Source organism: Bacteroides sp. AF34-31BH (assembly GCF_003602795.1).
Classification (GTDB): Bacteria; Bacteroidota; Bacteroidia; order Bacteroidales; family Bacteroidaceae; genus Bacteroides; species Bacteroides uniformis.
On record NZ_QTLV01000001.1, the window covers coordinates 766,906 to 788,266 of the forward strand.

The window sequence follows — 21,361 nt, forward strand, 5'->3', positions numbered from 1 at the left end:
CAAAGATACAAGGTTTCTTTGAAAAACGAAGAAATGGAAGTATTTTACATCAATTAACTCCCACATGCTTGTTTCTTTACGAAACATTCGTAATTTCGCAAAAAACAATTTATATGAGACACATTCATTTACTCTTAGCAGGCTTCCTACTGTGCATCTGCTGTACCCTGCAAGCCAAAAACCGTGTGATTGACCAACCAGCGTTTATCGTAAGAAACACGACTTCCATCGAAGTGAGTAAAGTAGTCATCAGTGACACGGCAACCGTGCTCCACATCTATGCCAAGTATCGTCCCAAGTACTGGATACAGATTGCACCCGACAGCTACCTGACAGACAATAACGGAGAAACCTACCAACTGCGTTCCGGTATAGGCATCATACCAGGTAAAGAATTTTGGATGCCCGAATCGGGCGAAGCGGAATTCCAGTTGGTCTTTCCTCCCCTATCCGACAATGCTACCTCCTTCGACTTCACCGAAGGCGAAAAGGTGGAAAACGGATTCAGCATCTGGGGAATACAACTGAAAAGCAAGAAACTGCCGGAACTGGCACTTCCCCAGAACGCCGTAGTACACAAAGCCGACCCTAATGCCGAACTTCCCGAACCGGTCATCCAATACGGAAAAGCCATGCTGAAAGGAAAACTCCTGGATTCACGCCCCAATATGGGAATGCCAATCAGTATTGCCGTGTGGGAGAATATCAAAGGAGACATCACGGACATACCACTCGACATCCAGCCTGACGGCAGTTTCACCAAAGAAGTAACATTGCCCGGCACTACCCCATGTACCATATATTTGGGTAGAGAGCATATGCTCCAGTTCTTCATGGAACCCGGCAAGACAACAGAAATATACGTCAATCTACGCGAAGCTTCCCGGCGCAAGTCTAAATTCCACAGCGAAGGGAAACCCTATGGAGAAATGGTATATATCAACGGACCGCTGGAAACCGTGGCACAAGAGTTGAACGGAAACCACCTCAGCATCGACATGCAAGACAAGCTCTATCAAAACATAGCTGCACTGGCTGGCAAGGATATTGATGCAGCCAAAGCATACGTACTTCAAATATCCGACGAAACACAAGAAGCAATAGACAAGTTGCCTTATAGTGCTTCTACCCGACAACTTTTGACTATCAATAACAAACTGATTACAAATGCCATGCTGTCTTCCGTTGCCAGCATCTTGACATCGGCTGCCCTACACGCCAATCTCATCAAACGGGAGGAAGCAAACAACTACTATCAGGAACTTGCCCGGAAAGTACCCGCCAACTACGTGTCCGACGAAGATATGAGTATATTGAATGTGCCGCAGGCAGTCTTGTCCAACCAGTATGTACAAATGGCTTCAAGGAATGTCGAACGGAGTGGAGAATTGGCCAAAGCCTGGGGAACCGACAAAGGTATCTTCTTCGATATAGCCCGCAATGTCACCCTCTACCGGGGTATCAAGAACTTCACCCCGCTCACCGACGAGCAAAAGGCCACCGTTGCCGCCATGCCCGCCGCATACCGTGAAATGCTGACTGCCGCCAATGACGAACTGCTGGCACAACTCGAAGCCAACAAGAAAAAGACGGGCTATACCATCAACCAAGTGGACGCCAACGTCAGCAACGAAGATTTGTTCACTTCTATCATCAGCAAATTCAAAGGAAAAGTATTGTTAGTAGATTTCTGGGCCACTTGGTGCGGTCCATGCCGTATGGCAAACAAGACGATGGCCCCCATGAAGGAGGAACTGAAAGACAAGGATATCCTATATCTGTACATCACCGGCGAAACCTCCCCCTTGAAGACCTGGGAGAATATGATTCCCGACATCCACGGCGAACATTTCCGTCTGACAGATGCCCAATGGAAATACCTATCGGATACATTCAAGATAGAAGGGGTACCGACTTATCTGATTGTAGACCGCGAAGGAAACACCACGTTCAGACAAACCGGCTTTCCGGGAGTAGAGAAGATGAAGGAAGAGTTGCTGAAAGTGACTAAATGACAAACTGATAAAACAAAAAAACAGCAGGCTTATCACCTGCTGTTTTTTTGTTTTATCAGTATACCGCTATTACTTTTCAGCCCATTCCTTGGCTCCCTGCTCTTTCAGTTTAGCAGTAAATGCCTTTGCCTTCTCCATAGCAGCCGCTTCCTCTTCCGGAGTTGCATATGCATGCTTGTAGCCCTTCACCACATTCCATTCACCACGGGTGAAATCGGGGAATGCCACAGCCGCACAACCGTTGTCCATAGAAAGTTCTCCCAATTCTGCAAGGCAGCACCACTCAGCAAGGTCGTATACATCCATATCCAAAGGAAGACCGTTTTGCAGGCAATATACCAGACGGCTGTCCATCACGAAGTCCATGCCACCATGACCTCCTACTTCCTTCGCCATCTCACCGTACTTCTTTAAAATGGGATGCTGGTATTTCTCCACGAGTGCCTCCATCTCCGTCTCCGGCAGGAAACCGTGTGAATTCAAATCATCCACTTTGGGCTGAACGCCCGATGCACTCAGCTGGTCAGCGTCAAGCGCATACCCTTCTACCGGATATTTGTTGGCGAATCCCTTGGTACCCGTAAGCTGATACAAACGGTTATAAGGCTGTGGTGTCATTACATTGTGCTGAATCTCAATCACCTTTCCATTGGCTGTACGAATCATGGTCGTGGTATGGTCACCGTTACGGAATTCCTTGCACTCCTCGCCGGTTCTTTTTTCTACCAGCTCCTTGCCCACTACAGACTTGGTATCCATGGCTACCAACGTTTCCATACGGTCACCACGGTGAATATCCAGTGCTTGCGCCACCGGGCCAAGGCCATGGGTGGCATACACGTCACCACGATGCTTCATGTTGTAGTCCAAACGCCAGCCCAGCTTGTCATTTTCTCCATTCTTCCAATAATGGTCCCAAAACGGGCTCAAATTATGTATATAAGCACCCTGCGCACGGATAACTTCACCGAACACGCCATGCTGCGCCATGTTCAGCGTATTCATCTCGAACCAGTCATAGCAGCAGTTCTCCAGAATGAAGCAATGCTTACGGGTAGATTCACTCAAGTTAATCAAATCCCAGCATTCCTGCAGATTCATGGCCGAAGGTACTTCTATCGCTACATTCTTTCCGTTCTCCAGCGCACACTTGGCAACGGGGAAGTGATGCAGCCAGTCCGCAGCAATATAAACCAAGTCTATGTCATCACGTTTGCAGAGTTCCTCGTATCCCTTATCACCGGAATAGACGGCGGCTTTGGGCATGGATGCCTTCTTCAAGAGCTCCTGACATTTATCTGCACGGGCCTCTTCATAATCACAAAGAGCCACTACCTGCGTACCCGGAATATAAGTGAAACGTTCCACTGCTCCGGGACCACGCATCCCCAAACCAACAAAACCCACACGGACTGCCTCCAACTTCGGAGTAGTCAGTCCCAATACACTCTTCTGTCCTGCCGGACGCTCGGGAGTTTTGACAACAATGGTACCATTCTGCCATTCCCATTGAGTTCCCTTCTCTGTGGTTTGCACAGTAGAAGTCTGGCTTGTGCATGCACCCAATACGAAGCACATTCCCAGCAACAACGATTTAACTGTTCCCATATTTCTGCTTTATTTAAGGTAAAAGAATTCATTGCAACAAAGACAGCGCAAACCGAATGCAGAATAAAATGAACCCGTTCATTTTTTATGCTGAGGTGCCGCCAGTCTTCGCTTCTTCTGCAAAGATAGACAATCTTAGCCAAAAGAAGATTATCAACAGCCATGTTCTTTTCAATCTGGCAAAAGAATATACACACAGCAGGAACATTTAGATTAATTAACTCACTGTTTGATGCTACTTTACGAAATATTCGTAGATTTGCATTGAATTCATTTAAATACTTTATCCATGGAAAAGTTAACGATACAAGAAGAAGAAGCAATGTTGTACATTTGGGAACTGGGCAGTTGCTTCGTAAAAGACATTGTTGCCAAATACCCCAAACCGGCGCCTCCCTACACAACAGTAGCATCTATTGTGAAAAACCTGGAGCGCAAGCAGTATATCCGTGCCGCACGTGTAGGCAACACCTACCAGTATACTCCGCTTATACGCGAAAGCGAATACAAACGTACCTTTATGAGCGGTTTTGTGCGCAACTACTTTGAAAATTCTTATAAGGAAATGGTTTCGTTCTTCGCCAAAGACCAAAAGATTTCGGCCAATGACCTGAAAGACATTATAGATATGATAGAGAAAGGAAAGGAGTAAACATGTTAGCCTATTTTCTGAAAGTGAACGTAGCGATAGTACTGTTTTATGCATTCTATCGGCTGTTCTTCTACAAAGACACGTTTTTCGGCTGGCGCAGAACCGCACTGCTCTGTTTCTTTGCCGTTTCCGCCGCCGTACCTTTGCTGAACATACAAACGTGGATTACGGAGCAGGAACCGATGGTAGCCATGGCAGACCTCTATGCCAGCGTTGTACTGCCGGAACTCACAGTAGGCACCGAAGCGGCTCCGACCGACTGGAAAAGCATCCTTTCAGAATATGCCAATATCGCCTATTGGGGAATAGCGGCATTGCTGATGATACGCCTCGTCGTGCAACTGGCAGGCATCATCCGCCTGGCATGCCGATGCCGCAAGATACAAATAGGCAACACAAGTATACATCTGCTTCCCAAGGCAGACGGGCCTTTCTCTTTTTTCCACTGGATTTTTATCCATCCGTCCTCGCATACGGAAGAGGAGTTCAACGAAATATTGACCCATGAGCAGACACACGCCCGGCAATGGCACTCCATTGATGTCATCATCAGTGAACTGGTGTGCATTTTCTGCTGGTGCAATCCCTTTGCCTGGCTCATGAAACGGGAAATCCGTACCAATCTGGAATATATGGCCGACGCCCGCGTATTGGAAAACGGCTATGACTCCAAAACCTACCAGTACCATTTGTTAGGATTGTCACATCAAAAGGCTGCAGCAACTATCTATAACAGTTTCAATGTTTTACCTCTAAAAAAACGCATCAAGATGATGAACAAAAAGAGAACAAAAGAAATAGGAAGAACCAAATATTTGATGTTCCTTCCTTTAGCGGCCTTACTTATGATTGTCAGCAATATCGAAACCGTGGCACGGACTTCCGAGATATGGATGCCCACCCTAACGGCAATAGAAGAGCTGCCCCTCAGTATTATGAATCCTGAACAGAAAGGCGAAACGACCTTCCACGTCACTATAGTAGACAAGCAAGGGAAAGTTGTGCCGAACGTAAAAATCCAAACCACGCTGGCGGGAAAACAACTGGACTTCAAGACCGGAGGAGATGGAAAGACCGACATCACCTTAGACATGAACGGACTGAAACATGCCACGATGTATGCCACCTCCCAAACCGGGAACAACTTCATTTTTGTTCTCTCTCAAGGAGAAACCACACGCACCATCAACATGGATGAGCATCAGTACACCCCACCTACACTCGCCCCCGATGCGAATGGTATTTTCGAGGTAGTAGAACACATGCCCGAATTCCCCGACGGAGGAATGTCAGCACTGATGGAATATTTGAAAAAGAACATCAAGTATCCGGAAGCAGCCATGAAGAAAGGTACACAAGGGCGGGTAACCGTACAATTCGTGGTGGAAAAAGACGGTAGCATCGCCAATGCGAAAGTGCTTCGTGGTGTTGACCCTGATTTGGACAAAGAAGCCGTGCGCGTAGTCAGTGTCATGCCCAAATGGAAACCCGGTACACAAAAAGGAGAAGCCGTACGAGTAAAATATACAGTTCCCGTGATGTTCCGTCTGACAGAAGACAATACACAAGTTAAGTATGCTCCCATTGAAAACAAGATAGATGAAATGGTAGTAGTGGGTTACGCTCCCGAAGAGACAACCTACCCGGAGGAAGTAACCGTTTTCGAAGTCGTAGAAAAAATGCCGGAATATCCCGGCGGCATGTCTGCAATGATGGCATTCATCAGTAAAAACATCAAATATCCGGTAGCTGCACAAAAAGCTAAGATTCAGGGAAGAGTGGTCATACAGTTTATAGTGGATAAAGAAGGGAACATCATATGCCCCAGAGTAATCCGTGGTGCCGACCCACTGCTGGACGCTGAAGCAATCCGTCTGACTACCATCATGCCCAAGTGGAAACCCGGCATGCAAAGAGGACAAGCTGTAAACGTAAAATATACAGTCCCCATCATGTTCCGTCTGCAAGAACCGGAGAAAAAACCTGCTGTCCAGAATGCCACTGTTACTCCAACTAAATAAACTAATTTTCTCTCTAAACAAGTTTAAATGAACAAGGAGCAGTTACCCGGCGACGGGCAATTGCTCCTTTTTCATAAGGAAAATATCCATGTTTATTTATGCACTTCCACAATCCGTGTCGGCGCCATTTCCATATTTCTGCGGTCTACCTGACGGACTACGGCAGCAGCCAGTTGCAGGAACGCACGCCCGGTCACTGTATTCTCATCCAAAGCAACCGGAGTGCCCTTATCACCACTCTCACAGATGCTCTGTACAATAGGTATCTGCCCCAGCAACGGTACATTCATCTCTTCCGCCAACCTCTTGGCTCCTTCTTTACCGAAAATATAGTATTTATTCTCCGGCAGTTCGGCAGGTGTAAACCAAGCCATATTCTCTACCAAACCGAGGATAGGCACATTCACTTTGTCATTGGTGAACATATTGATGCCTTTGCGTGCATCTGCCAGTGCCACAGCCTGCGGTGTGCTGACAACGATAGCCCCCGTCAGCGCCAAGGTCTGCACCACGGTCAAGTGAATGTCACTCGTTCCGGGAGGAAGGTCAATAAGGAAATAATCCAGTTCTCCCCAGTCGGCATCACCAATCAGTTGCTTTAAAGCATTGCTTGCCATGCCTCCGCGCCACAAGGTGGCCTGATCGGGGTCGACAAAGAAACCGATGGAAAGCAGCTTGATGCCATACTTCTCTATCGGAACAATTAAATCACGTCCACCAATGTTCTCCGCCACAGGACGGGCATCTTCCACTTGGAACATCTTAGGAACAGAAGGCCCGAAAATATCTGCATCCAGCAACCCTACCTTGTAACCCAACTTTGCCAAAGATACAGCAAGGTTAGCAGCAACCGTAGACTTACCCACACCACCTTTTCCGGAAGATACTCCGATAACATTCTTCACCTGAGGCAAAAGTTTGCCTACTTCCGGTCGCGCCGCCTGGCGGCTCTCTGTGGTAATCACAACCTCCACTTCGGGAGAGACATATGTGTGTATAGCTGTCTCGGCAGCTTTCACCATCGACTTCATGAAAGGATCGGTCGGTTTCTCAAACGTCAGCGAGAAGCTGACCTTCATCCCGTCAATTCGCATATTATCGGCTACCATCTCTGCCTCGACAAGGTTCTTTCCGGTGCCGGGATAACGCACTGTTGCCAATGCATCAAGGATTAATTTTGGATATAATGCCATTGCATTTACTATTTGACAATTTACTATTTACTATTTTTATGCGAATCAGTGGCTTAAACTACTACTGATTCGCATCACTTGCTGGTTTGCAGTCCGCTACGCTTGCTACGGTTATAACTGCGGTACTCATCCAGTTCTATCTCCACATCCGGCTCCTGCAACTCGCCTGCTTGCGGAAGATGGAACTTGATGTACTTGATATTCAAACCACGATCCAGCCATTGTTGTTCATAATAGGTCTTGATGCTGAGTATTTCATCAGCCATGCCGGAATGGTATAAGTCTTCCGTCATCACATCCACCGGCAACCGGTTTCTTTCAATCATGTACCGGGTATAGGTAAACATGAAGTTGCTGTCCGTCTTCAGATGGACTATGCCGTCATTCTTCAGAAACTTGCGGTAGCGCTCCATGAAATAAGTGGAAGTAAGCCTTTTGGTAGCCTTCTTCATCTGCGGATCCGAGAAAGTAAGCCAGATTTCACTCACTTCATCCGAAGCAAAAAAACGGTCGATGATTTCGATATTCGTACGCAGAAAGGCCACATTCTTCATTTCCGATTGCAGCGACTCGGTAGCTCCCGTCCACATACGGGCTCCCTTTATATCCACTCCGATGAAGTTCTTGTCGGGAAACATGCGTCCCAATCCGACAGTATATTCTCCCCTACCACAGCCCAGTTCCAGGACAATAGGATGGTCGTTCTTGAAAAATTGCCCGTGCCAGTTCCCTTTCATGTCAAACGGTACATCATCTACCGCAGAATACGGATATTCGAAAACATGCGGATAACTCGCCATATCAGCAAACTTCTCTAACTTGTTTTTTCCCATAATTACTTGGTCCTATATATATATGCTATGCCCCGAAAACAGAAGTGCACACAGATGACACAGATTAGACAGATTTTCACAGATTATTTTTTTTCTCTTTATCTGTGGTCATCCGTTTAATCTGTGTCATCTGTGTGCCATCTTGGTTTCGGGAAACTTTCACGACACAAGAGAATCTCTAATTATTCAACGATAGTCACCCAGCCATGAGTATCCGGCTCATCGCCATACTGGATAGCACGCAGCTTGTTGTAGAGCTTCGTACATACCGGTCCTGGTTTTCCATCTTTGGAAATAACGTATGACTTACCGTTCTCTACGTCGTCAATACGTTCGATGGGGCTGATAACGGCAGCCGTACCGCAGGCACCCGCTTCCTCGAAAGTCAGCAACTCTTCTTCAGGAACCGGACGACGCTCTACCTTCATACCCATGTCCTCTGCCAACTGCATCAGGCTCTTGTTGGTGATGGAGGGCAGGATGGAAGTGGATTTCGGAGTGATATACGTATTGTCCTTGATGCCGAAGAAGTTGGCAGCACCACACTCGTCCATGTATTTCTTTTCTTTGGCATCCAGATAGAACTCGCAGGCATAACCCAAATCGTGCGCTTTCTTATTGGCACGCAAGCTGGCTGCATAGTTACCACCTACCTTATAAGTACCGGTACCCAACGGTGCAGCACGGTCGAATTCGCGGATAATGACATACGGATTGGTTGAGAATCCACCCTTAAAGTAAGGACCTACCGGGGTCACGAACACCACAAACAGATATTCGCTGGCAGGATGCACACCTACTTGTGCACCGGTACCCACCAGCAACGGACGAATATACAGAGAAGCACCCGATTCATAAGGCGGAATGAAACGCTCGTTCAGCTTCACCACCTTCAAAATGGCTTCTTTGAAACGCTCCGTAGAAAGCTCCGGCATCAAGATACCCCGGCAGGTGGACTGCAGACGCGCCGCATTCTCTTCCAAACGGAAGATGCGCACCTTACCGTCTTTACCACGAAAAGCTTTCAAACCTTCAAATGCTTCCTGACCGTAGTGCAAACAAGTGGCAGCCATGTGCATAGGAATGGTTTCCTCACTGCAAACTTCCAGTTCACCCCATTGTTCGTTACGATAATAAATTCTCACATTGTAATCTGTCTTCATATATCCGAACGGCAGATTAGCCCAATCAAGTTCTTTCATATCTCAAAGTATTAGTTACTGCATTACGTACAATTTGCAACAAAAATAGCTTTTATTCTTCAGATTCTCGCTTCTCCGACAGTAATTTTTCAATTTCCTTGTCGGCTTTGGTCAATTTATCGCTGCAAAATGCTATAATTCCGTTTGCCTCCTTTATCTTTTCGGCAAGTACATCTATCTCCAGTTCGTTGTTGTCTATCTGGCTGACAATTTTCTCCAAACGCGCCATGGCTTCGGAGTAGGTCTCTTTTTTCTTGGTTACCGGCATAATTGAAATTAATTAATCGTTGTACTTCTCAAGCCGTTTGTCAGAATTCCCGTCTTTGGACGATGCGTTCTCCCACTTCATATCCTTGGACGTCAGTTTCAAAATATGATATTGTTCAGTATAATGTCCCTCTTTATCATACAACGTAATCAATTTTTCATCAAGACTTATGATATAAGTTCCACGAAAAGGGACTCCGTTAGATAACGGGCTTCCGGTATAAACTTCATAGGTCTTGTCTGCATTAAACGTATAGCAGGTCACAAAATCGTCCTGCAGGACTGGTTCTTTCACAATCCACTTACCTACCAGTTGAGGAATTTCGACCTTATCATCCTCATCCGTACATGAAATAAAACTAAATGCCATACTTATCAGTATCAGCATAAAAAACAAATTTTGTGTTTTCATCTTTGTTCATTTTAAATGATTTAAGCAATATTCATAAAATACAGAGATTTGCAAAACACTGCATGAATGAGAGTTAAATATGTACTATTGAAACCACTTCACCATTCTGCAGACGGGTTGTTATCATATCATTCTCCTGCAGTTCATCTGCATTCTTCACTACTTTCCCATCTTTCAACGTAATGCTGTAACCGCGAGCCAACAACTTTTCCGGTGAAGCATCTGCCAATCGTTGTTGCAACAATTCCAGGTGATGGCGATGGCGGAACAAAGAGGAAGTCACAGCCTGCATCACATCTTTCCGCACAGTCAGCAAAGCCATTTTTGCATCAGATATACGATGGTATGCGGCAGAAGGAATCCGGTTCTTGTAACCAGAGAGTCTGCGCTGTTCCTGCTGCAACAGATTCTTGACACCCTCATGCAAGCGGGAAGCAAGCATTTCCAGTTCATCAGCAGCGCTGTCCATGGACTCTATTAAGAATTCGGCAGCCGCCGTAGGGGTCTTTACACGGGTATGTGCCACAGAATCCAGCACCGTGTCATCCCGCTCGTGACCGATGCCCGTTATGATAGGCAACGGAAACTGTGCACAAGCAGCAGCAAGCAGGTAAGTATCGAAACCGGATAAGTCGGACGTGGCGCCTCCACCACGAATAATGACAACCACATCAAACTCGGACAAGCGTGCATTTACCCGGTCGAGAGCAGAGAGGACAGACTCCTCCACACGGTCACCCTGCATCAGGGCAGGAAACAGTTCCGTATAAAAGTAGAAACCCCGGGAGTTGTTTTCCAGCTGATGACAGAAGTCACCATAGCCCGCCGCCGTCGGTGAGGATATGACGGCAATACGTTGCGGCAGGCGGGGCATATCCAGTTCTTTATTAAGAGTGAGTACTCCCTCCTCCTCGAGCTGCCTCAATATTTCCCTACGACGACGCGCCATATCGCCCAACGTATAAGTGGGATCTATGTCCTGCACCGTCAGACTGTATCCATAAAGTTCGTGGAAACTGACAGTGACCTGAACCAGCACTTTGATGCCCGAAACAAATGCCTGCCCCGTAGCCTCCTCAAAATAGGGTTTCAGCAGCCGAAACACATTTGCCCAGATGGTACCTCTCGCCTTAGCTATCAGACTATTGCTGCGGGGATCTTTCTGCACAAATTCCAGATAGCAATGCCCCGTGCTATTGGTACGCACATCACTCAACTCCGCCTGCACCCAACACTCGTCAGGAAGGCATTGTTCCAGACTGCGGCGCACAAGGGCGTTGAGCTCATACAAAGACAACGATTCCATATGGCTATCTTTTGAGCAGATAATCCTGATATGCTTTCCACATATCGGGCACACCATAACCGTATATATTATCGGGATAATCTTTACGGTCACCGGAGCGGCGTACCAGTTCTATCACCTCTTTAGCCGTAAGTTCAGGGCAAGCCTGCCACAAGCAAGTCACCATGCCACACATGATAGGAGAAGAAAACGACGTACCGTTTGCCTTACCCTGGTTACCATCCGTACGTATGACATCAGCCCCCAAGCCGACAGCCACCACATCCGGTTTTATCCGGTGGTCCGCCGTATTCCCGATAGATGAGAAAGGAGCCAGTACGGCTTCCTTGTCAATAGCGCCCACGGTCAGCACGTTCTCCGCATCTCCCGGAGGTGTGATTTTCTTCCACGAACCCATACCAGAATTGCCGGCACTGCACACCAGCACCATTCCTTTGTCCGCAACGTGTGAAGCCTGACGGGACATCAGTGCATGGCGTCCGTCCAAATCACGGAACCTATAATCTTTCGACTTGTCGTCAAAAGTGTAATATCCCAATGAAGTATTGAGTACATCCACCCCTACACTATCGGCAAACTCCACCGCTGCAGACCAATAGTCCTGCTCGACCAAATGCTCGGAATACTCGTCTTCGCTACGCAGCAACCAGAAAGAAGCCTCAGGCGCCGTACCGGTCATAATGCCGGGCTGGTTCATGCCGATGCAGGACAGTACCATCATGCCATGACTGCTCTCTGCAAAGATGTCTGCCTGCTGATTTACAAAATCTTTGGTTCCCAACACCCGGATGTTCTGCATGGCGGTTATCTTATCGGCATTATGAAAACCGGCATCGATAACTGCAATCGTCATGCCCTGCCCCTTGAACCCTTCCTGGTGCAATTTATCACCATTACTCATCTGTATCTGGCTAACGGCAAGTCCATAGATACTGTCAGGATGTACACTCGGCTGGTTAATCAAAGAATCGCGTCCGGTAGACATCATCGGACTGTCACCTTTGGGAGCTATCCAGACTTTTTCCGTAGCGCAGACAAAAGGTAGTGCGGCAATACGGTCTATCAAGGTAGAGTCATTGCAAGATACCGTGACGAAGTTCTCCCATTTACCGGTAACCACAACATTTACGCCCTGATGGCGAATTTCGTCCACGTACTTGCGGCACACCGGCAAGTCGGTAGAATCTATCGGCAGGTTCTGCTTATGCCGACGGGCAATCGCCTTTTCAGAAAGAAACGCTTCCGGGTGTTCCAAGGAATACGTGGTGGCAGCCTTATCCTTCAGGCTGATGCGATACTTCAATGTATCTTGTTGTGCCGATGCTCCTGCCGCAAGCAGGACAAAGGCGGAAAGGAGTAGAAGTCTTTTCACAATTATAAACTAAAAATTAAAAATTAAAGGAACATCCCGATGCCTCTTTGGGAAGCGATAAAGGAACCGCCCACTACCCTTCGGCCTATATAGAATACGGCAGACTGTCCCGGAGCTATGGCAGAGGCTTCCGTCTGGAAGTGTACCAGCAGACGACCGTCCTCCAGGCGCTTCACGTCGCAAGGAATCGGTTTACTGCGGTAACGGATACGTACGGTTAGCTCCTTGCTTTCAAAAAACTCTCCCTCATCCACCAAATTCTCATGTTCGGCAAGCATATATCCCGTCTTCAGCTGTTCGGCGTCTCCCAGCATCACCGTATTCTTCTGAGGATTGATTTTCAAGACGTAGGCAGGTTTGCCCAAGGCTATTTCGAGTCCCTTGCGCTGCCCGATGGTGTAATAGGGAAAGCCTTTGTGTTCACCCAGCTTAACGCCTTCCGAATTGACAAACCATCCCGGTCCCACCTCGCGGTCTATCTCCGGAGAGTGTTCGCGCAGGAAATCACGGTAATCACCTTTAATGAAGCAGACCTCCATGCTCTCGCCTTCTTCCGCCTTGACGGTATAACCTTTGTCGCGGAGGTATTCGCGGACTTGCTGCTTGGTATAGGTGCCTAAGGGGAAGATACAACGCTTCAGCAACTCCTGCCCCAGTCTCCACAAAAAGTAGGACTGGTCTTTCTTGTCATCATCCCCGGCTATGATATAAACCTTACCGTTCCGTTCCTCCAGACGGGTGTAATGTCCGGTAGCAATATAGGCACACCCCAGCTTGTCTGCCCACTCCGCAAGAATACGGAACTTGAACAGCGGATTACACATCACACAAGGGTTCGGAGTCCGACCCTGACAATATTCATCTATAAAATTCTGTACGATTATCTGTCGGAAGGCTTCGCGCTCATCTGCCACATGATGTTCAATCCCCATGCTGTCTGCCAGTTGGCGGGCTTCTACCGGTTCGTCTCCCCACACCCACATGGTGAGACCGACTATCTCATAGCCCTGCTCCTTCAACATCAGGCAAGTGGCAGTACTGTCTATACCACCGCTCATACCGACCAATACTCGCTTTTCAGGTGTACTCATATCAGAAACCAATGAATTAGTCTGCAAAAATACATGATTTCGAGCAGAAGATAGAGAAAAGGCATGCCTTTTTAGCATGCCTTCACATAAAGAACTTGTCAATCGGAAGAGGGCACTCCCGTCACAATCCCCCGTCCATGTGTCCCTATATAGACCCTGCCATACTCCTGCATATCCCCACAGATATGCAGAACCAACCCGTATTGATGAGCATCATCGTTAATACGCACCCAGGAAACGGCAGCATCGTCTGAGCGGAAAAAGCCGTACTGACCGTTGACAACGCCAATCAGATAAAGGGCCGGATAGTTACTGCCCGGCTTTGCCTTGCCAAACCCGAAGGCATAGATAGTACGGACTTTGTCCAGCGCACGAAAATCAAATCCCGTACGGGTAGTGGAATGGTACAGGCCATCGTAAGCGGCAATCCACAAATCTCCCTCACGACCGGGAGTCGAATAAATACGGTCTTGCCCTCCGCGCGGGTCACCCCTGCGATTCGTCAGAGAGGCATTGCCCCGCCGGAGTGTTTTTACAGCCAGTTGCAGAGTATCGGTATGGAAGGTCGCCCCGCCATCTTCGCTGCTGTATAGAAGTCCGGCAACAGCATCCACGGCATAAAAACGTTTGGGATTCACTTTGTCGGCTATGACACGGATATTCTCCGGCAGGCCTTGACAAGACATCCACGAATTCCCTTTGTCGCGGGTCAGAAAAGCGGTGGAACGGTCGGGTGTCCAAATCCAGGAAGAGCCGTCGGCCGAAACGGCAATATGCCCGTTGCGCGCCTTCTCTACGGGAACAGTAGCACACATGTTCCAACTCCTGCCTCCGTCTTCTGAATAGGAGATGGTGCGTGCACCCGGCTGGTGGCCGAACAAAGTTCCCACTCTGACTATCAAATCCTGCTTCAACCAGGCACCCGTCACTCCATTCGTATTACCGAAATGAGGATTGGCATGACTGCCCAACGGATCGGGCCGATTGAGGTCGAAATGCGTAAAGCCACCATAGTCACCGATACCGGAAATCAGGCGCGCGCCTTTTTCGGGAGCATAAAGTTCGAGGGGCACGGTCTCTTCAATACCGGCAGACATGATGCTCCATTTCACCGGTTCCCCGCGTTCCACGGCCGATAGATTGAAAGTTTCCCAACCACCGAAACCAGTGGTAAACATGGCATGTTCGGCGTCGGCAGGGTCTATCTCAATGTCGAACATCCAGTGCAGGGGCGCCACCTCTGTATAGGGAGCTTTAGAATAATCATACTCATATCCCGTCTTGAAAATCGGTTTCCAGCTTTTGCCACCGTCGGTCGTACGGAACATCTCATCACTCTTATAACCGTGTTTGCCTCCCAAGCTGTGTGTACTGGCAATCAGATGTTTCGGATTACGGGCATCCACTGATACAGCTGCATAGCCAAATCCCGCTTTTCCGCCATCGGACAGTCGGACGGGCGAAATGTCCGTCCATTTGTCTTTACGTATATCGTACTTCCAAACTCCACCGTCCTCCATCTGACTCGGACCGGGAGTATCTCCGTACGTCAATACTAATTGGCCGTCACCGGTCAAAACCATATGTGTGGGACGATACTGCACCGGCTGCCCCTCAACCGGCTGCCAGCTTTCACCATAGTCGTGGCTCACGAACAGATTTTCCCTTCCCATCAATGAAGCCGCCACATAAATGTCACGGGTACCACGCCCATCTTGAGTACCTTGTACATCGTAGACTATGCAGACAATGCCACTACCGCGATTCCCCCATGCAGCACGGTCGGCAGGATTGAACTTCTCGGAGACATCCGGGAAAGACACCACCCGTGCCCAGCTCTGCCCCTTATCCATACTGCGCCACAAACCATGCAAACGGGTTCCCATATAAATGATATTCCCATTCTGCGGGTCCACCATCATCCGTTCCCCATTACCACGCCCGTTCTCGTTGCCGCCCATCGTAAAGGGCACATCGACACGGGCAAAGGTTCTGCCGCCATCATAAGAACAAAGTATGGCCCCATTGGAGCTACTGGTATACGTACCGCAGGCAATATACACGTTCTGCGGATTCTGCGGGTCGATGGCAATGCTCTCCACCCCCTGCAGATTACTTTCATCCAGACTTATCCAGTCCAGCAAGGGCGTCCACTGGTTGGAAGCAGCGTCCCACCGGTAGGCTCCTCCCATATCGGTGCGGCAATAACGGACACCAGGAGCTTCTGGGTGAAAAACGATACCGTCCACAAAGCCTCCTCCCACTATCGGTACGCTCTTCCATTCGTAAGAAACGGAATTCACCGGAGATATATCTTGAGCAAGCATCGGCATGCCGCCCAGTATCAAACTTATTCCTGCTAAAAACAACTGTCTTTTCATAAGCATCAGGGTTCTAAAACAAACGTTCTTGATATTTCCTTCAAAGATAAGAATATTTCATTGATATTTCAGACTGAAACATTTGTGGCAGTGCACATACAATCCTAACAACCAACGTTTTAATAAAAACAAGAAACTAAATCAAGCCATAAAAAGATTAAAACGGCACCCATCGCAGTTCTTCCCTCCAACAGTTTTTTGTAACAACAATGCAACATATATGACACAAAAACACAACACGTATGTCCGAACTTTGTCGCCGACAAATCATTCGACAACAACAGATTATGAAAAAAAGTGCATTGACAGTACTGATTGCCCTGCTGCCGTTGGCCGCAATTGCCCAAACGCCCTCCATCAATGAGGACGGAAAAAAGATTGAAAAGGAAAAAATGGAAACCAAAGACTACCTGCCGGAAGTCCACGGAACCATCCGCGCCAAATACGAATATCAGACCACCATGGGTGCAGGACGTTTCGAAGTACGCAATGCCCGCGTCAGCGTGACGGGCAACGTATTGCCCAGCGTAGCCTACAAAGCCGAGATAGACCTCTCCGACGAAGGCCAAATCAAGATGCTGGATGCCTACGCCCGGCTTTTCCCGACAAAAGGACTAACAGTCACCGCCGGACAAATGCGCGTCCCCTTCACCATCGACGCCCACCGCTCGCCGCACCAGCAATACTTCCCCAACCGCTCGTTCATCGCCAAGCAAGTGGGCAATGTACGGGACGTGGGATTCACAGTAGGATATACCCTGCCTACCGATGTACCTATCACCGTGGAAGGAGGACTTTTCAACGGTTCCGGACTGACCAACCAGAAAGAATGGCACAAGGAAGTGAACTACTCCGCCAAAGCCCAGTTTCTCTTCACCAAAGGACTGAACCTGACACTAAGCGTGCAGAGTATCCAACCGGAAGAAGTACGCATGCAGTCCTATGACATCGGCGCTTACTACGAAACCGGCCGTTTCCATATCGAAGGCGAATACTTGTACAAGCAATATTCCGACAACGCTTTCAAAGATGTACACGCCGTCAACACCTTCATCAACTACGACCTGCCTCTACGAAAAGTATTCAACAAGATGTCTTTCCTGCTACGCTACGACATGATGACCGACCAGAGCGACGCCAAAACCGCCGATGAGGAAACCGGCAGATTGACAGTGACCGACTACAAACGCCAACGCCTGACGGGCGGCATCACCTTCAGCCTCAGCAAGGCATTCCGCACAGACCTCCGGCTGAACTACGAGAAATACTTCTATGCCAAAAACAGCATAGCGAAAGAGTCGGAACAAGACAAGGTGGTATTGGAATTGATGGTACGCTTCTGATATTTCCTGACTTCCCCTTGCTTTTTTCATTCCAAAAAGGTATATTTGGAATAAATTATTCCGAGCTATGGCAAATCCAATCATACCCGGCATACCGCAGACTGAACAAGACTTATTGTATAGTAAGCTGAATGCATACAATCAAGGGAGAGCCTCTTATAAGGAAGTGGGCGCCTATCTTGTCGTACTGCCCCGACCGGAGCATCTCCAATATACTTTATGGATTTACTCTCCACTGCCCGGAAGACAGTCCATCTTCTACATTTGCGACCTTTCCACCGACATTCACGAAACGCTGCGGATGGCAAGCACGCTATGCTTCTACTCACCGCGCAGCCTGTTGCTTGTGGAGTACAATGCCAAAAGAATGCAGAGCAAAGGGGACGACATTATCTCCGTAGGCAAATACCACGGACACTTCCTGCACGAAATCCTCCGTATAGACCCTGCCTATCTTACGTGGATAGCTTTCAAATTCCAACCACGCATCCCCAAGCAGGAACGTTTTGTACAGATTGCCAAGATTTACCATTCGGTCCATCTCGACATACAACGGAGAAAAACGTACCAGACCACCAGCGGACGTTTTCTGGGGAAGGAAGGCGAAAAAGTGGAGAACCTGACGCTGACGGTGCTCAGCGTGCGACTGGAGGACAACCCCTACAAGACGCAGCTCAAAGGGACCACTCCTTATTTCTATGTGCGCCAGGTGCTGAAGCTGAAAGACTCCATCGGCAACTTCGTCAGCATCCGGCTGAATGCACGCACGGCAAGCCGGAAATCATGCCAGCTGCCCGCCGTGGAACATGCCTACCAAGTAGGGGAACTGATGGAGATAGCATCGGCACGCATCGCGCGTACCTATATAATAGGAAGTACGAAATACACCCGGTTGACACATGTGAAGCTGCACATCCCTACCGGGTAAAAGATTTTCTATCAGATACGAACCACACGCTGCATACGGCTGCTTTCCCAGCCTGCCTCTATCAAGCGGATGACTCCGACCACCTCGCGGGCATCGCTCTGCAAAGGTTCGCCGTGACAAATATGCCGATAGATATTCTCGTAAAAAGCTGCATAATCACCGGGAAGGCTTGGATAAGATTCATGCACGATTCTACCGCCCTTTTCCGTATGAAGTACCCCCCAAGAGGATTTGTCCTCCTCGCCCCAGTGCGGAGTGACGGGCAATACGCCTTCGTTCAAGGCGGCTTCCTGCGGGTCGAAACCATATTTCACGTAAGAACCTTCCCTGCCGTGGAGGACGAAACGGGGTTCGCTCGCACACATCAGATAGCTGGATTTCAGCGTTATCTTTACTTCGGGTGCCTTTGAGGGGCGTAGCAAATGAATGATGAAGTAGTCGTCTACCTTGCTGTCCTTGCGCAACGTGGCAATATCTGCAAAGACGGCTTCGGGCATACCGAACAGCTGCACAGCCTGGTCTATGACGTGGGCGCCCAGGTTATAGGTCAAGCCACCGCCATCTTGTCCGGTTTCCTTCCAAGTATTCGGCTTGATAAAATTACGATAACGGGGGAAGGTGGATTCAAACTCCACCAGATGTCCCAGCAGGCCTTTGGACAGTATTTCCTTGACCGTCAGAAAATCGCCGTCCCACCGGCGATTCTGGTAAACGCTCAAGGTCAGCCCCCGGCTTGCGGCAAGTGCCACCAGCTCCTCAGCTTCTGCCACGGTGGTAGTGAAAGGCTTCTCCACAACCACATGCTTGCCAGCTTCGAGGGCGCGGCGGGCATACTCATAATGAGTGCTGTCCGGTGTGTTGATGACAACCAAATCCAACCCTTCCAGTCCGATAAGTTCCCCAAAACTCCGCACAATACAAGCGTCGGGATACTTTTCCCGGGAGAGTTCCTTACTGCGCTCCGTAACGGCAGTCAATTCAAAATGAGGGTTGGTGGAGATGAAGGGAGCATGGAAAACACGTCCCGACATTCCGTAAGCGGCTAATCCAGTTCTTATCTTGTCCATATCGTTCTTTTTAAGTTCACCCTTATTCCGTCACCAACGGACGCTTACGCCAATCGTCCTTCATATAGCTGTCGGGGTAGACCGTCTTATCAATGATTTCGCCACCTTTCAGACGAATCCAGGTGGTGAAAGTACGGGCACCTTCCTTCATCACAATGACACGGGCACCGTTGGACAAATGGTTGTACTCGGTATTGCCACCGGTGAAACGGCCGTAAGCCAGCAGAATGCCTTTCCACATTACGGCATAATCGTTGTCATGGTCGTGTCCGACAAACATACCCATCACATCACCGGCCTCTTTCATAGCAGTGAACATGCCCGTATTCAGCTCCGGAGCGCAAGCCTTTTCCATGCGGGTACCTATCAGTATGGCGTTCTCGTCAGAAGCGGCTTCATTATATTCCGGCAGAGGGATATGAAAGAATGCCAGTGCAGGCAAAGGTTGCCCACCGTTTTTTGCTTTATAAGCGGCACTCTGCTGGCGGTACCAGTTCACCTGGTCGAAAGTGAGCCAGTCGTACCCTTTTACATCGGGCAGTTTGGAGTAGGAATGGGAATCCAGACAGTAAAGCAGGGCTGCATCCTTCTTGCCGTCCGAGGATTTCAGTGTGAGGACATAGTCGGGGGATTCAACTCCGCCACGGTCGGGTTGGATATTGAAAGGCATGGAACGGATAACATCATAAAGTTCGGCACGTGTTTTTCCCTGCTCGTTGTCGTGGTTACCAAAGGTTACGACAAAAGGAATCTTACGGTCCGTAGCATAGGAAAGCACCTTGCGCATGGCTGTATCGGCAGGTGCGGCATAGACCACATCGCCGGTAAAGACTACTAAATCGGGGCGCTCAGCATCGAGCACCTCGCCAATACGCTTCAAAGCAATGTCTGAAGCCGGATTACCATACTTAAAGTGGATGTCTGTAAACTGGACGATTTTAAACTCTCCATTCTTGTTGAACTGTAAAGGCGATACTTGTGCCGGGCAGAACAAGGAGGATAAAAGTGCCAGACAAAAGGTCAAGGAGATTTTCTTCATATAAGTGGATGATTAAATTGAGTTGATATTATTTCATGTCATTCCTTCACTATCAATACAGTGGCATAGGCGGATATACCTTCCTCCCTGCCCGTAAAGCCGAGTTTCTCCGTGGTGGTGGCCTTGATGGAGATGTCATCCTCGTCTATTCCCATCACCGCGGCAAGCGTACGTTGCATTTCGGGAATATAGGACTTCAACTTAGGCCGCTCAGCGCAGATGGTAGCATCAATATTACCCACCAAATAGCCTTTAGCAGCTATCAGTTCTATTGTTTTCTTTAACAGAATCTTGCTGTCTATATTCTTGAACTCACCGGCAGTATCGGGAAAATGATAGCCGATGTCGCGCATATTCGCCGCTCCCAGCAATGCGTCACAGATAGTATGGATGAGTACGTCTGCATCCGAGTGCCCCAACAATCCCTTTTCATGTTCCAGGCGGATACCGCCCAGCCAAAGCTCGCGCCCTGCCACCAGTTGGTGGACATCAAAGCCGAAACCTACACGTATCTTCATATCGTTACTTCTTTAAGTTGATACGAAAGTACGGAAAAAATAGGAACAAGAGAAGGAACAAGACACAAATTGCACGGATTACGCCGTTTTTTGCTCCCCTTGTGGAAAGAAAA

18 protein-coding genes are annotated in these 21,361 nt (G+C 48.5%); 5 read left to right on the forward strand and 13 right to left on the reverse strand.

Features of this window, described 5'->3' with window-relative positions; translation table 11 throughout:
- Positions 1-113 precede the first annotated feature (113 nt).
- Positions 114-2,015 (forward strand): TlpA family protein disulfide reductase, encoded by a 1,902-nt coding sequence (locus DWZ67_RS03225; RefSeq protein ID WP_117589006.1) that lies wholly within the window; start codon positions 114-116, stop codon positions 2,013-2,015.
- Between the two features lie 69 nt (positions 2,016-2,084).
- Here the strand turns inward: DWZ67_RS03225 and DWZ67_RS03230 are convergent, their stop codons facing one another.
- Complete coding sequence (locus DWZ67_RS03230) at positions 2,085-3,623, reverse strand: Gfo/Idh/MocA family protein (protein WP_005829763.1); 1,539 nt, start codon at positions 3,621-3,623, stop codon at positions 2,085-2,087.
- Positions 3,624-3,912: 289 nt separating this feature from the next.
- On the opposite strand from DWZ67_RS03230, the gene DWZ67_RS03235 reads away from it, so the two are divergent.
- The gene (locus DWZ67_RS03235) at positions 3,913-4,275 is read left to right on the forward strand and encodes a BlaI/MecI/CopY family transcriptional regulator (RefSeq protein WP_005829755.1); all 363 of its coding nucleotides are present in this window, start codon (positions 3,913-3,915) and stop codon (positions 4,273-4,275) included.
- A gap of 2 nt (positions 4,276-4,277) precedes the next feature.
- Positions 4,278-6,296, forward strand: coding sequence for a M56 family metallopeptidase (locus DWZ67_RS03240; RefSeq protein ID WP_120138113.1), 2,019 nt, complete (start codon positions 4,278-4,280; stop codon positions 6,294-6,296).
- Between the two features lie 92 nt (positions 6,297-6,388).
- Here the strand turns inward: DWZ67_RS03240 and DWZ67_RS03245 are convergent, their stop codons facing one another.
- From DWZ67_RS03245 to DWZ67_RS03285, 9 genes are all read right to left on the reverse strand, one after another.
- On the reverse strand, positions 6,389-7,489 hold the full coding sequence (locus tag DWZ67_RS03245) for an Mrp/NBP35 family ATP-binding protein (protein WP_016273135.1): 1,101 nt from the start codon (positions 7,487-7,489) through the stop codon (positions 6,389-6,391).
- A 74-nt stretch (positions 7,490-7,563) separates the two neighbouring features.
- Positions 7,564-8,322 carry a tRNA (guanosine(46)-N7)-methyltransferase TrmB gene (trmB, locus tag DWZ67_RS03250; RefSeq protein ID WP_016273136.1) on the reverse strand — a complete coding sequence of 253 codons (759 nt, stop codon included), beginning with the start codon at positions 8,320-8,322 and terminating at the stop codon, positions 7,564-7,566.
- 182 nt (positions 8,323-8,504) lie between these two features.
- Positions 8,505-9,524, reverse strand: coding sequence for a branched-chain amino acid aminotransferase (locus DWZ67_RS03255; protein WP_016273137.1), 1,020 nt, complete (start codon positions 9,522-9,524; stop codon positions 8,505-8,507).
- A 52-nt stretch (positions 9,525-9,576) separates the two neighbouring features.
- Positions 9,577-9,792, reverse strand: coding sequence for an exodeoxyribonuclease VII small subunit (gene xseB / locus DWZ67_RS03260; protein ID WP_016273138.1), 216 nt, complete (start codon positions 9,790-9,792; stop codon positions 9,577-9,579).
- Positions 9,793-9,804: 12 nt separating this feature from the next.
- Complete coding sequence (locus DWZ67_RS03265) at positions 9,805-10,203, reverse strand: lipocalin family protein (RefSeq protein WP_005833412.1); 399 nt, start codon at positions 10,201-10,203, stop codon at positions 9,805-9,807.
- A gap of 73 nt (positions 10,204-10,276) precedes the next feature.
- On the reverse strand, positions 10,277-11,509 hold the full coding sequence (gene xseA / locus DWZ67_RS03270) for an exodeoxyribonuclease VII large subunit (protein ID WP_120138114.1): 1,233 nt from the start codon (positions 11,507-11,509) through the stop codon (positions 10,277-10,279).
- 4 nt (positions 11,510-11,513) lie between these two features.
- On the reverse strand, positions 11,514-12,884 hold the full coding sequence (locus tag DWZ67_RS03275) for a S8 family peptidase (RefSeq protein WP_373153406.1): 1,371 nt from the start codon (positions 12,882-12,884) through the stop codon (positions 11,514-11,516).
- Positions 12,885-12,904: 20 nt separating this feature from the next.
- The gene (mnmA, locus tag DWZ67_RS03280) at positions 12,905-13,972 is read right to left on the reverse strand and encodes a tRNA 2-thiouridine(34) synthase MnmA (RefSeq protein WP_016273142.1); all 1,068 of its coding nucleotides are present in this window, start codon (positions 13,970-13,972) and stop codon (positions 12,905-12,907) included.
- 98 nt (positions 13,973-14,070) lie between these two features.
- Entirely contained in the window at positions 14,071-16,353 is a 2,283-nt protein-coding gene (locus tag DWZ67_RS03285) for an exo-alpha-sialidase (RefSeq protein ID WP_229100056.1), read from the reverse strand.
- A gap of 287 nt (positions 16,354-16,640) precedes the next feature.
- On the opposite strand from DWZ67_RS03285, the gene DWZ67_RS03290 reads away from it, so the two are divergent.
- On the forward strand, positions 16,641-17,696 hold the full coding sequence (locus tag DWZ67_RS03290) for a porin (protein ID WP_117588999.1): 1,056 nt from the start codon (positions 16,641-16,643) through the stop codon (positions 17,694-17,696).
- Positions 17,697-17,763: 67 nt separating this feature from the next.
- The gene (locus DWZ67_RS03295; RefSeq protein WP_117958882.1) at positions 17,764-18,624 is read left to right on the forward strand and encodes a hypothetical protein; all 861 of its coding nucleotides are present in this window, start codon (positions 17,764-17,766) and stop codon (positions 18,622-18,624) included.
- A gap of 11 nt (positions 18,625-18,635) precedes the next feature.
- On the opposite strand, the gene DWZ67_RS03300 is transcribed toward DWZ67_RS03295, so the two are convergent.
- Genes DWZ67_RS03300 through ispF form a run of 3 tightly spaced genes read right to left on the reverse strand, consistent with a single transcriptional unit; the run spans position 18,636 to position 21,248 of the window.
- Complete coding sequence (locus DWZ67_RS03300) at positions 18,636-19,691, reverse strand: Gfo/Idh/MocA family oxidoreductase (protein WP_057087125.1); 1,056 nt, start codon at positions 19,689-19,691, stop codon at positions 18,636-18,638.
- 22 nt (positions 19,692-19,713) lie between these two features.
- Positions 19,714-20,730 (reverse strand): metallophosphoesterase family protein, encoded by a 1,017-nt coding sequence (locus DWZ67_RS03305; protein ID WP_120138116.1) that lies wholly within the window; start codon positions 20,728-20,730, stop codon positions 19,714-19,716.
- A gap of 38 nt (positions 20,731-20,768) precedes the next feature.
- Positions 20,769-21,248 carry a 2-C-methyl-D-erythritol 2,4-cyclodiphosphate synthase gene (gene ispF, locus DWZ67_RS03310; RefSeq protein ID WP_005833434.1) on the reverse strand — a complete coding sequence of 160 codons (480 nt, stop codon included), beginning with the start codon at positions 21,246-21,248 and terminating at the stop codon, positions 20,769-20,771.
- Positions 21,249-21,361: the final 113 nt, after the last annotated feature.